The organism is Melissococcus plutonius ATCC 35311, assembly GCF_000270185.1.
In the GTDB taxonomy this organism is placed as follows: Bacteria; Bacillota; Bacilli; order Lactobacillales; family Enterococcaceae; genus Melissococcus; species Melissococcus plutonius.
On sequence record NC_015516.1, the window covers coordinates 216,142 to 228,570 of the forward strand.

Below are 12,429 nucleotides of genomic sequence, written 5' to 3' on the forward strand. Positions count from 1 at the left end.
CAACTTCTTTCACTTATTGCTAGTTTAAATTTTTGGTAAACGAAGAGTCAGGATGATCCCTGTTTGATAGTTGCTTGTTATAGTAAGCTGAGTTTTTCTATTGTAATAAAGTAACATTCTTTTATTCACATTATAAAGTCCATAACCTTCCTTAAAATCTGTATGGATTCCTTTAGCAAGTTCATTTTGGACTTGTGCTAAACGAGATTCTGTCATACCAATACCGTTATCTTTAATGGTAAAAATAATGGCATCTTCTATTTTCCTACCAACGATTTCGACCAGTCCCTGTCTACGAACAAACTTTGTACCATGATAGACAGCATTTTCTACTAAGGGCTGTAAAATCATTTTTAAAATCATATCATTTAAGATATCTTCAGAAACATCGATAGAATAGTCTAACATTTCGCCATAACGGATCTTCAGAATGGTGAGATAATCTTTAATATGTCTGATTTCTTTATCGACAGTAATCCAGTCTTTGTCATGACTCAGTGAAATTCGAAAGTAATCTGAAAGTGCATAGATCGTTGTTTTCACCTGAACATGCTTTCCTTGTTCTTCTAATGCCAAAATAGCATCCAAGCTATTATAAAGAAAATGAGGCGTGATTTGAGCTTGTAACACTTTTACTTCGCTTTTAGATAACAGTTGTTGTTTCTCTGCATTTTCATTTATTAAAGTCATAATATTTTCTGTAATGCTATTTAAATTGTTTGTTAAATCAGTTAATTCAGAAATATCAGATGGTATCGTCTGATAAGATAAATGACCTTCAGAAAGTTGTTTTGTTAGTTGAACTAGTTCATCAATTGGTTTTTTTTATGTCTTTATTCATTTGGCGTCGATTTTTATTGGTAAAAATCAGAATAGCAATCATAAGAAATAATTGAAAGACAGTTAGAAGAGCAAATGAATGAATGATCGTATCGCTTTTTTTATTAGCGAGATGGATTTCAAGTTGAACAAATTCTTGTAAATAATTGTAAAGTAGCTGATCAATAGATTCAGTTTGTCTCATACTTTTCTTATTTGAATGAACGAATTGCCTATTCTGAGTGTTTTCAGTAATTTTATTTAAAGAATTTTGCTTCATATTGATGGCTTGAAGTGTCATATCAAGCATTTTAATTTCTTGCTTGGAGTCTGTCTTTTTTTAATTTTATTCAGTTTAGCTTGGATATTTTTTAAATCATTTTTTAATTTAAAATTATTAATGCTTGTTTGACTGATACTGGAATCTTTTATATTGATGAATTCATCTTTAACAAAGATTGCTACATTGTTTATTTGATTGATATTTTCAATCATATGCTGGTAAGTTAGGATGGAACGTGTATAGAAAAGAATATTAAGTAACAAGGGCAGTAATATTACGAATAAAATAAATAGCGTGGAACGCTGTAAAATTTTCTGAATACTTTTTGTTTTAAACATATAGATGACCTCAATCATTTCGTAACTAAATACTAGCTGAATTCGCTTAATCTGAAAAAATAGTTTTTTTATCTTAAAAATATAAACATTTCTAAAAATATGTTTACTATCCAAATAACGAGTGAACAATCTTGCCAGATAGTGTTTTAAGAATGATCTTTAGCAATAATATCCATATGGTTATATTTAAGTTCAGAAATACTATTTTTTATCTATCGGTATCTAATGACAATCAAACTTTTTTAAGTGTAATACTTATCTAATCCAGTATTCTCAACATATAAATTATTATTTTATTGCTAGGCTACAAAAAATAGTACTCTTTTTTAATCTAACCTATGGTCTTTAGGAATAATTTGAATACTTACTTTACTTTTACTAAGTGTATAATCATCTAAATTATTTTTATAATTCCAAAATTAGATTTATAATTTATAGTATCTAAAATACTTTATCCTTTAGCATAATTGTCTTCATTTCTATTGATTTATCTAATTTTAAATTTAAATAAACCAATTCAATTGTTTGTTAGATTTATTTGTTCTATAGCCAATATAATTATCTTTAACTGTCAAGCTTAATTAAAAATGTCAAATATAAACGTCTATCAGGTTCCTTGATGTCATAATTAATTAAAATAATAAAAATTTTACTATTTATTCTTTTAAAATAAGTTACCGTCTATTTACAATGCTAGATTTAGAACATCAATAATAGTTATTTTTTCTCCTTAAAAATTTCTATTTTACAATTGATGGGTAGATATAAAGATAAGATAAATAAAAATAGAAACACTCAATTTTTATTGTTCAAAAGTTACCCTTCTTTCTTAATCTCTTCTCTATTAGTTTAGCAAACAAAACCATAATAAAACACCGCTTACAAAAAAAATTAAAGATTTTTCAAAAAAAAAATCAAGCTTTTTTGTCGGACTGTCAATTTGTCGAAAAAAAATAAAGCAATTTAGAAATAAATTTTATGTTATCGCTTTCTTATTGTTGTTATCATAATTTATATACTACATGTAACCATTATCTAGGGGGAGGAAAAGTTGAAAAAATATATTAAAAAAGGAATTCTTTTATTTTTCTCATTCATGGGCATTATGATGTTAACTGCCTGTAATAGCAGTAATGGCAAATTGGGTGCAGGTTATAAAGGATATGTTGGGATTGTCATGCCAACAAAATCTGCTGAGCGTTGGATTACAGATGGAAACAACATGGTTAATTCTTTAAAAGCAAAAGGATATAAAACAGATTTACAATATGGTGAGGATAAGCTGGAGAATCAAGTAGCACAAATTAAGAATATGATTACTAAAGGGGTCAATATTCTTGTTGTTGCTTCAATTGATGGCTCTGCCCTAACCGATGCATCAGAAAAAGCACATGAACAAGGAATCAAGGTCATTGCTTATGATCGTTTGTTAATGAATTCTAGGTATGTCGATTATTATTCAACGTTTGACAATTTTGCAGTAGGCGTTTTACAAGCAAGTTATCTTGAAAAGAAACTAGGATTAAAAGAAGGAAAGGGACCTTTCACATTAGAATTGTTTGGTGGTTCACCAGATGATAATAATGCAGTAATTAACTACAAAGGTGTTATGTCTGTTTTGCAACCTTATATTGATAAAAAACAATTAGTAGTTCCTTCAAAATAAACAAAATTCAGTCAGATTGCTACTTTACGTTGGGATGGTTCAACGGCTCAAGCGCGTATGGATAATCTTTTAAGTGCAAATTATACAAAAAGAAAGTTAGATGCAGTTTTATCACCTTATGATCCAATTAGTGTCGGAATTGTTTCCTCATTAAAGGGAGTTGGTTATGGATGGTTATGGAACAGACGATAAGCCGTTACCGCTTATTACGGGACAAGATGCTACCATTGTCGGTGTTAAGTCAATTATTTCTGGTGAACAGACACAAACGATTTTTAAAGACACAAGAATTTTAGCTAAAAATACAATTGAAATGATTGAAGCAATCACAAATAAAAAGAAGGTACCTGTTAATGATCAAAAAACCTATAATAATGGCGCAAGAATCGTTCCTACGTATTTAGCTACACCCGTCTCTGTCGATAAATCGAATTATAAATCTGCGTTGATTGATTCAAAATATTATACAGAAAATGATTTAAACGAATAGTTATTCGATACTAAGAAAACTATTTTTGCAAGGTAAAAATTTAGGTAAAATGAATCAATTTTAGCGGGTAGAAAAACCAACTTTACAGGCTCAAATCTTTTATCTTAATTGCATATGAGTAGATTATTTTGAAAGTTAGGAGGGAAAAAATGGCTGAATATATTTTAGAGATGAAAAACATTGTAAAAGAGTTTTCAGGTGTTCGTGCATTGAATAATGTTAATCTGAAAATTGAACAAGGAGAAGTCCATGCGTTATGTGGTGAAAATGGGTCAGGAAAATCAACGTTGATGAATGTCTTGAGTGGATTATATCCCTTTGGTAGTTATGAGGGTGAGATTATCTATAAAGGAGAGACCTGTAAATTTAAAAGTATTCGGGACAGTGAGGAAAAAGGCATTGTTATTATTCACCAAGAGTTGGCTTTAAGTCCCTATTTATCCATTAAAGAAAATATTTTTTTAGGAAATGAACAAGAAAAATTGGGAGTTATTGATTGGGACCTAACAGAAAAAAAGACGATTGAACTATTAAAAAAAGTTGGTTTAAAAATAAATCCTAACACACTTGTCTCACAAATTGGTGTTGGACAACAACAACTTGTGGAAATTGCTAAAGCATTTTCAAGATCTGTTCAATTATTAATTCTAGATGAGCCAGCGGCTGCCTTGAATGAAGCAGAAAGTGAAAATTTACTAAAATTAATTAAAGAATTTCAACGTCAAGGAATTACTTCCATTATCATCTCACATAAATTAAACGAAATTGTTGAAGTGGCTGATCGTATTACGATTATCAGAGATGGACAATCAATTGAAACCTTGCCAAAAGAACATATAACTGAAGAAAAAATTATCAAGGGAATGGTAGGTCGTGAATTAACGAATCGTTACCCTGAGCGTCATCCTAAAATTGGAAAGACCTATTTTGAAGTACGTGACTGGACAGTTCATCATCCCATTGATACAAATCGAATAATCAATGATCATCTTAACTTTTCTATCCATCAAGGAGAAATTGTTGGTATAGCTGGATTAATGGGAGCCGGGCGAACAGAATTTGCCACAAGCATTTTTGGTCACTCATATGGCAGTGCCATTTCTGGTCAGGTGTTTAAAGATGGGAAAGAAATTTCAGTTAATAATGTGCCAAATGCGATTCATAATGGAATTGCTTATGTTTCTGAAGATAGAAAAACATTGGGATTGGATTTATTGATGGATATTCGGGAGAATACAACTCTTGCCAGTTTAAATAAAATTAGTCATACAGGTGTGTTAAATAAGGAAAATGAAATCTTAGCAGTTGAAAAATACCAAAAGAAAATGCATATAAAAACAAATTCTATTTTTCAAAATGTCAGCAGCCTAAGTGGTGGTAACCAGCAAAAGGTCGTTTTAGCTAAATGGTTAATGACAGAACCGGATGTTTTATTTTTAGATGAACTGACAAGAGGGATTGATATTGGTGCAAAATATGAAATTTATACCATTATTGAAGAAATGGCGGCCTCTGGTAAATGCGTTTGTATTATTTCTTCTGAACTACCTGAAGTATTAGGAATGTGTGATCGTATCTACACTATGAACGAAGGTCGTTTTACTGGAGAAGTCTTACGAAAAGATGCAAATCAAGAAGTATTAATGAGTCTTATGACAGCTGAGGAGAAGGAGAAAGGGGTAAGCTGATGGAACGTCTTAATGGCAATGTAGATAAAAAAAATAATTTCAATTTAAAAGAAAAAGCATTAGATATTTTTAGCAAGTATAGTATGGTGATCATCTTAATTGCAGCATTGATTGTCTTTCAATTCTTGACAGAAGGAATTTTTTTGAGGTCATTAAATATTACCAATATCATTTTACAAAATAGTCATATTCTAGTCTTAGCCGCTGGCATGTTATTAGTTGTTCTATTGGGACATGTAGATTTGTCTGTTGGTTCAGTCATGGCCTTTGTTGGAGCCATTGCTGGATTTATGATGGTCAATTATAAGATGAGCCCAATTATCGTGGTACCGGTATGTATTTTGATAGGAGCTTTGATAGTGGCTTGGCAAGGATTTTGGGTTGCCTATGTTGAAATTCCAGCATTTATTGTTACATTAGCTGGATTACTGATGTTTCGAGGTTTAACGCAGGTTGTATTAGGTGGTCAATCATTAGCACCCTTCCCAAAAATTTTTCAAAAGATTTCTACTGGTTATTTGCCAGATATCATGAGCGGTACGCATATTCATTATTTAACAATGTTAATAGGAATTATTTTGACATGCTTACTTATTTTTAATCAATGGCAAGCCAGAGAACGAAGAAAAAAGAACTTATTTGAAGTTGAACCAATGAATATGTTTATTTTAAAAGCGCTTTTAACCGGTATTGTTATTTTAGTCATTAGTTATGTTTTTGCAGCTTATAAAGGCTATCCGGTCATCTTAATTATCCTTGGTGTGATTGTCGCTGTTTATTCATTTTTAACCAACAAAACAGTCGCAGGTCGTCAAATTTATGCAACTGGTGGTAATAAAAAAGCCGCTAATCTTTCAGGAATCAAAACTAAAAAGATTACTTTTTGGGTTTTTGTCAATATGGGAGCAATGGCAGTATTAGCTGGACTCATTTTAACCGCTCGTTTAAATGCTGCAACATCACAGGCAGGTACGTCGATGGAACTTGATGCAATGGCCGCTGTTTACTTTGGTGGTGCTTCAACTTCTGGTGGGATTGGAACCATTATGGGTGCCATTGTCGGTGGTCTTGTTATGGGTGTTTTAAATAATGGTATGTCTATTCTAGGTGTTGGTGTTGATTGGCAACAGGCAATCAAAGTGTTAATCTTATTGCTTGCTGTTGTTTTAGATGTTTATAACAAAAGGAAAAAAGTTGCTTAATTCGTTTCGTTTACATTATTTGAAAACCAAGACGATATTAAAAAATCACCAAAATAACTGTTAGATAAAATTAAGATTGAAAAAACACAACGAGATAGCATAAAAAACAATCCAATGAACGATAAATTTTATCGGTGAATTGGATTGTTTCTCGTTTTATGGGTAGATGAGCTGATTTGAATTTAACTCAGATAAAAAATTACGGATGTTTATCTTTATAAATAAATGGTAAAATAAAGAAATCACATCTACAAGGAGATAATAATGAAATGAGTTATGCACTTGAAATAAAAAATTTAAAAAAAACCTACGAATCAGGTGTTGAAGCATTACGTGGCATTGATTTAGTAGTTGAAGCAGGGGACTTTTATGCCTTGTTAGGTCCAAATGGTGCAGGAAAGTCAACGACAATTGGCATTATTACTTCTCTTGTTAATAAAACATCAGGAAAAGTAAAAATTTTCGACTATGATCTTGACACAGAATTAGAACGAGCAAAACAGCAGATTGGACTTGTTCCCCAAGAATTTAATTTTAATCCATTTGAAACAGTTCAACAAATTGTTGTAAACCAAGCTGGATATTATGGTGTACCTAGAAAAGAAGCATTGAAACGTAGTGAAAAATATTTAAAACAATCAAACCTATGGGAAAAACGCAATGTTCGTGCCAGAATGCTTTCTGGTGGGATGAAACGTCGATTAATGATTGCTAGGGCATTAATGCATGAACCCCGTTTATTAATTTTAGATGAACCAACAGCAGGTGTAGATATTGAACTTAGACGTGAGATGTGGACATTTTTAAAAGAATTAAATGATGAAGGAACAACGATTATTTTAACCACCCATTATTTAGAAGAAGCAGAAATGCTTTGTCGGAATATTGGTATTATTCAATCCGGTGAATTAATTGAAAATACAAGTATGAAAAAATTGCTTGCAAAACTACAGTTTGAAACTTTTATCTTTGATTTAGCTCCCTACAAAATAAAACCAACAGTAACAGGCTATAAAAATACTTTTGAAGATGATCTCACCTTAGCTGTTGAAGTAGAGAGAAATCAAGGCGTCAATGAAATATTTGAACAATTCAGTAAACAAGGAATAAAAATTTTATCTATGCGTAATAAATCGAATCGATTAGAAGAATTATTTCTAAAAATAATGAAAGAAGAACGGCCAGTGGGGGAAAATAATGTTTAGTCTTTATTTAACAGCTTTAAAAAGTTTAGCGATAAAAGAAACAAATCGTTATTTACGAATTTGGGTGCAAACACTTGTACCGCCAGTCATTACTACTTCACTATACTTTATCATTTTTGGGAAAATGATTGGTGGACGTATTGGTGAAATGAGCGGTTTCTCCTATATGGCATTTATCGTACCTGGATTAATTATGATGTCAGTGATCACTAGCTCCTATTCAAATGTTTCTTCTTCCTTTTTTTCTCAAAAATTTCAAAAAAATATTGAGGAATTATTGGTTGCACCTATACCCACTCATATTATCATTTGGGGATTTGTAATTGGTGGTTTAGGAAGAAGTATTCTAGTAGGAGCACTTGTCACTATGGTTTCCTTATTTTTTGTTCCCTTACATGTTTATTCCTGGTTTATTGTAATAATAACATTACTAATGACAGCTATCTTATTCTCATTGGCTGGATTAATCAATGGTGTTTTTGCCCAATCTTATGACGATGTGTCCATTGTGCCGACTTTTGTTTTACAACCATTAACTTACCTAGGTGGTGTATTTTATGCTATTTCAATGTTGCCACCATTTTGGCAAACTATTTCAAAAATCAATCCAATTGTTTATATGATCTCAGGATTTAGATATGGATTTCTTGGAAAAACCGATATACCAATTCTGGTTTCTCTACTTATCCTTCTTCTTTTTAGTCTTTTTCTTTATGCCATTTGTTATTATTTAATCAATAGGGGTAAGGGATTAAGAAGTTAATTGAACGGAATTACTTTTTGGAAAAAGTACATAATTAATGTTCAAAAATTAAAATAGAAGATATTTCCTCATAATGAGGAACGATCAAATATAGGTTGTTTAAATCTTCTAAAACAAATAAATAGTAAACTGTTTAAGTATTAAATGAGATTATAAGTTATCTATAATAGAAATACAGTTATCTTAGGTAAACTTGATTTTAACTATTACGTTGATGAATGAAGAAGAAAAAAACATAGAGTGAGGGAAACATACCAGATCCTTCGGTTAGAAAAGCTTATTTTACATGATCAATAGATGTAAGATCAATGGCTGGGAATATGTAACCACTGATATTCTATGTTATTTCTATGAGAGATTGCTATGAAAAAATTCTACAATAAAGCTAAAATTGTTAGGTAATAAAAATCAGCATTTGTTTTATTATTTAAAAAATGAGAATATTTAATACATTTCTATAGTTACCGATATAAAGATGTATAAAAAATAGATGATATTTTTATAAAGAAGCATTAGAATTGCCTATTGTTAGGCTATCTAATGCTTCTTTGAATTATTTATTTCAATTTTGTTAGTATTGTTTCATAGTAATGCTATTTGTTATATTGATAACCTTCTGGCTAGCTTCTTATTTTGATAGGGAAATGGTAACATTCGTTTTTTAGCTACCTGATTTTCATGAAGGATGGTAATTTTAAAAATCTCTAAATACATTGCTAGAAAAAAATTATTCATAAACTGATTTAGTTTTATTTGTTGCTGATAAAATCAGATAGGAACGAGAAGATATGCTACTTTACTTAACTGGATTGTTAGAAGCTTTAGCTTTGTTTATTAGAAGAGGCAACCAATTACTATATAAATATATCGTAAATAATGATATTAAAGTAACCATCCTTGGTTATGGGAAGCAATAAACAACCACTAATGGATTAAGGAAAAGTAATAAAAATAAGTATGCAAAATAGATATCCAAAAAATTATCTGAAGAATTACAAAAACATTTTTGATTAAAGTAGCTTTAGTAATGGGAAAAAACTGAAGAGTGTTTTTCATTAAACGCTACATGAAAGACAATAAAGATTAATGGAAATACCCAGATAATAAAACGTCCGCCAAGATCATTAGGAATGCCATTCCATCGAAAATGGATTGGGACAATTGTTGGCAATTTTGGATAAAGGTAGAAGTTACAGATAAAAGAAAAGAATGCCCATAAAAAATTAAGATGAATAATTTTTTGATATTTTTCAGAAATATAATTGAACATAAAGCAAAGACTTCCAATTTGGATTAACAATATGCTAAGATAAATCGACTTTATTTTAATTTTATATAGTAATTATGAAGAAGGAGATGAATAAGCATAATGAAAAAAGTCATAAGCAATGTAAATTGAATAATAGATTTGTTATCTAATAAGGTAGGTAAAAAAGAAAATGACTCTCTCAATTTCTTTTGTAGCAATAAAATTATTGTTTTATATATTGTCTTTTATTGTATCTAGTTCAATGAAACTAAAAATTATATTTGATAATTACATGGTTAGATAAGATGATATACTTAATCTAAGTACATTAAAAATTATTCTATAAAAATTATACAATTTAAATGGTCATTTAAATAGAGATTTTTAAAATAAAAAAATCTTTAATTGTGCTATTTAAACTTTCAATTTTATTAAAATAGCATTGATTAAAAGAATAAAAATACCTAGGATTATTTGAATAATCGGGAAAGAAGAGAGAGAAGTAAGGTGAATAGTTATAATTATATTATTTTCATTATTTCAATACTATTATTAATAAATGTATGCTTTTTTGATCATGGTCAAAACGCTGGACTAGGTTTTCAAACCAAAAGAAGTATGGCTTCAAAGAAAGCCTGGGTTTATTCTCAAAAAATTTTTTATGGAACGATTATTTTGATATCAGCAATATCAATAATTTTGAATTATTTTAATATCATTTCAAATACCATAGCAATTTTTTTATCTATTATAGGAATAATCTTAGCAGGTGGACTTACTCAGTTTAGTTTAATTTATAATCAGGTGAATGAAAAATAAGATGAAAAAAATAGTGAATTATATATTCCCATGATGCTGGAATTGTAATTATATATCACAGTATATAGCTGAATAGGAAGGCCGTTGTTCAAATGTTTTGAGGAGTAAATTTATAATGACATCATCTGAAAGAGGAATATAGAATCTTTATATTTAAAGATTTTTAGGTTCTTTTTGTTATTTCTCTACTTTCTATTTAAAAATAAATTCAAAGTTAATCTAATCAATTTCTTAATTTTGAAGACTTTAAATATTTAAACAGACTTAAGTGGTAAATTTTATGGGCAGTTATCAATTGAAATAGATTTATATATAAGAATTAACCGCTAATTCGTAAAGGAAATTTGAAAAATATGACTAAAAGCATAAAAATTAAAAGTAATATTATTAAGATAATATAAAAGATTTTTCCATAAAAATTTTTATTGTTGATTGTCCATCCGTGAATACTTTGAACCCAGAGTGGCGTATACTTGGCTGTGATTTTATCTGTTTTACCAGATTTGAGAATTTTTATTAGTAAATAGATTAGTATGATGCATGTAACTATAGCATAGGGGATTGAGGGTAATCTTTTTTGTTTGTATAGAATTGTACATGTAGCTAGAGTAAAGATACCTATCCATATTTTTTTTAGGCTAAGACTCATAAGAAATACTCCTTTGCTATAATTTCTTTATTTTCTACAGTATAACATCTATTGACTGACATTTCATTTGCGAAGTTATGATTAACATTAACGATTGTAATGTCAATGAATTTTAGTTTAATGTTCACTATAATAAAATTCACCTTCTTTTATACAATGTTAGAGAGAACTTTATCTGATATAAGGATATCTGGTTTTTTTATTAAAGCACACACTATTCTTAATGATTGTACTTGTCCAGCACTATATTATTATTTAAAAAATTTCTTTGAAAATTTGAGATATCAGTTTTCATGTCCAGTCCCACAATATTAAAGAAATAGTTTAAGTCTATTTTATAAGCGTTAAGCATGTCTATTTCTTGATAGAAATTTTCTAATACAAAATTTTGCTGATTATCAATGTGTAATATGTTTTACTGTTGTAGATATATTGAGAATGAGATGAAAAACTAATAAATTAGGAAACATTGTTGATGAACTAATAAAATTAAGTTAGATATACCAAAAAATTTATTATTAAAATATCTTATTTTTAATCGTTTACATATTTACAAAAAGTTTATATAATGAAATGAAAAATTGTTATTATTAACAGAATTAAAGATTATATTTGTTTATGATAAATACACAATTGAAAAACCTAACTTTAGTGAGTGGATGGAATAATTATAAAAGATTGATGCCTTATCATCTAATGTTAATAAAGAAAATTCAATGAATTAAATCAAATATCAACAGTAAAACCTATCAAAAAGTTTAGTTAGGTTTTTTATTTTATTGAAAAAATAGATAAAAATAATAAATGGATTAATAATTTAAAATGTTAATAATTATAATAGTGAGCAAGAAAGTGAATATCTTATAAAAGTAAACAGTACTTCAATATTAGGAGACAAACTTGTCGATGATATATATATAAAATAAGATAAAAATTAATAATTTCATTGCTATTCTAACTGTTTCTATCATATTAATTATCCCTCAAATAGTGACAAAAAATATGATAATAGGTTCAGACTCAGTTTTCCACTTCAATCGCTTTTACGGAGCGGCAGGACAAATTAGAAGTAGGAATTTTAGTTATTTTATTAGCTTGTATGAATTTTAATAGTCAGGAAGAATTGTCAATGCTTTTTATAGTCCTTTTTTTGTATATCTACATGAAATAATTGTTCTTCTAAGTAGAAATTGGTTTGTGTATCAAGTCTTGTCAAATTTTATATTATTTATTATATCTGGCGCTTTAATGAATATTT

10 protein-coding genes and 1 pseudogene are annotated in these 12,429 nt (G+C 29.0%); 7 read left to right on the plus strand and 4 right to left on the minus strand.

Annotated elements, in window-relative coordinates; all coding sequences use genetic code 11:
- Window positions 1–24: 24 nt before the first annotated feature.
- The 3 genes from MPTP_RS09320 to MPTP_RS09330 all read right to left on the minus strand — a co-directional run bounded on the left by MPTP_RS09320 (window position 25) and on the right by MPTP_RS09330 (window position 1,440).
- On the minus strand, window positions 25–690 hold the full coding sequence (locus MPTP_RS09320) for a sensor histidine kinase (RefSeq protein WP_013773144.1): 666 nt from the start codon (window positions 688–690) through the stop codon (window positions 25–27).
- Window positions 691–811: 121 nt separating this feature from the next.
- Window positions 812–1,129 (minus strand): hypothetical protein, encoded by a 318-nt coding sequence (locus MPTP_RS09825; RefSeq protein WP_013773145.1) that lies wholly within the window; start codon window positions 1,127–1,129, stop codon window positions 812–814.
- Entirely contained in the window at window positions 1,117–1,440 is a 324-nt protein-coding gene (locus MPTP_RS09330; protein ID WP_013773146.1) for a hypothetical protein, read from the minus strand. The genes MPTP_RS09825 and MPTP_RS09330 overlap by 13 nt, the downstream gene beginning before the upstream one ends.
- Window positions 1,441–2,536: 1,096 nt before the next feature.
- Here MPTP_RS09330 and chvE point away from each other — a divergent pair.
- The 6 genes and pseudogenes from chvE (at window position 2,537) to MPTP_RS10165 (ending at window position 9,371) form a co-directional block, all read left to right on the plus strand.
- Window positions 2,537–3,596 (plus strand): annotated as a pseudogene (gene chvE, locus MPTP_RS00975) (multiple monosaccharide ABC transporter substrate-binding protein).
- 149 nt (window positions 3,597–3,745) lie between these two features.
- A complete protein-coding gene (gene mmsA / locus MPTP_RS00980) occupies window positions 3,746–5,284 on the plus strand; it encodes a multiple monosaccharide ABC transporter ATP-binding protein (protein ID WP_013773150.1) in 1,539 nt (512 codons plus the stop codon).
- Complete coding sequence (mmsB, locus tag MPTP_RS00985) at window positions 5,284–6,486, plus strand: multiple monosaccharide ABC transporter permease (RefSeq protein ID WP_013773151.1); 1,203 nt, start codon at window positions 5,284–5,286, stop codon at window positions 6,484–6,486. The genes mmsA and mmsB overlap by 1 nt, the downstream gene beginning before the upstream one ends.
- A 269-nt stretch (window positions 6,487–6,755) precedes the next feature.
- Window positions 6,756–7,691, plus strand: a complete 936-nt coding sequence (locus MPTP_RS00990) for an ABC transporter ATP-binding protein (protein WP_013773152.1) — start codon at window positions 6,756–6,758, stop codon at window positions 7,689–7,691.
- Window positions 7,684–8,454, plus strand: a complete 771-nt coding sequence (locus tag MPTP_RS00995; protein WP_013773153.1) for an ABC transporter permease — start codon at window positions 7,684–7,686, stop codon at window positions 8,452–8,454. The genes MPTP_RS00990 and MPTP_RS00995 overlap by 8 nt, the downstream gene beginning before the upstream one ends.
- A gap of 788 nt (window positions 8,455–9,242) precedes the next feature.
- Complete coding sequence (locus MPTP_RS10165) at window positions 9,243–9,371, plus strand: hypothetical protein (protein WP_013773155.1); 129 nt, start codon at window positions 9,243–9,245, stop codon at window positions 9,369–9,371.
- A gap of 104 nt (window positions 9,372–9,475) precedes the next feature.
- Here the strand turns inward: MPTP_RS10165 and MPTP_RS01000 are convergent, their stop codons facing one another.
- Window positions 9,476–9,724: a DUF1648 domain-containing protein gene (locus MPTP_RS01000; RefSeq protein ID WP_013773156.1), complete on the minus strand. Its 249-nt coding sequence runs from the start codon at window positions 9,722–9,724 to the stop codon at window positions 9,476–9,478.
- Window positions 9,725–10,210: 486 nt separating this feature from the next.
- Here MPTP_RS01000 and MPTP_RS01005 point away from each other — a divergent pair, with 486 nt between their 5' ends.
- Window positions 10,211–10,522, plus strand: coding sequence for an SdpI family protein (locus MPTP_RS01005; protein ID WP_013773157.1), 312 nt, complete (start codon window positions 10,211–10,213; stop codon window positions 10,520–10,522).
- Window positions 10,523–12,429 lie beyond the last annotated feature (1,907 nt).

Bases quoted from the DNA above. Each gene is read 5' to 3' on its own strand.
- MPTP_RS09320 (WP_013773144.1), bottom strand. From the start codon at position 690: ATGACTTTAATAAATGAAAATGCAGAGAAACAACAACTGTTATCTAAA.
- MPTP_RS09825 (WP_013773145.1), bottom strand. From the start codon at position 1,129: ATGCTTGATATGACACTTCAAGCCATCAATATGAAGCAAAATTCTTTA.
- MPTP_RS09330 (WP_013773146.1), bottom strand. From the start codon at position 1,440: ATGTTTAAAACAAAAAGTATTCAGAAAATTTTACAGCGTTCCACGCTA.
- mmsA (WP_013773150.1), top strand. From the start codon at position 3,746: ATGGCTGAATATATTTTAGAGATGAAAAACATTGTAAAAGAGTTTTCA.
- mmsB (WP_013773151.1), top strand. From the start codon at position 5,284: ATGGAACGTCTTAATGGCAATGTAGATAAAAAAAATAATTTCAATTTA.
- MPTP_RS00990 (WP_013773152.1), top strand. From the start codon at position 6,756: ATGAGTTATGCACTTGAAATAAAAAATTTAAAAAAAACCTACGAATCA.
- MPTP_RS00995 (WP_013773153.1), top strand. From the start codon at position 7,684: ATGTTTAGTCTTTATTTAACAGCTTTAAAAAGTTTAGCGATAAAAGAA.
- MPTP_RS10165 (WP_013773155.1), top strand. From the start codon at position 9,243: ATGCTACTTTACTTAACTGGATTGTTAGAAGCTTTAGCTTTGTTTATT.
- MPTP_RS01000 (WP_013773156.1), bottom strand. From the start codon at position 9,724: ATGTTCAATTATATTTCTGAAAAATATCAAAAAATTATTCATCTTAAT.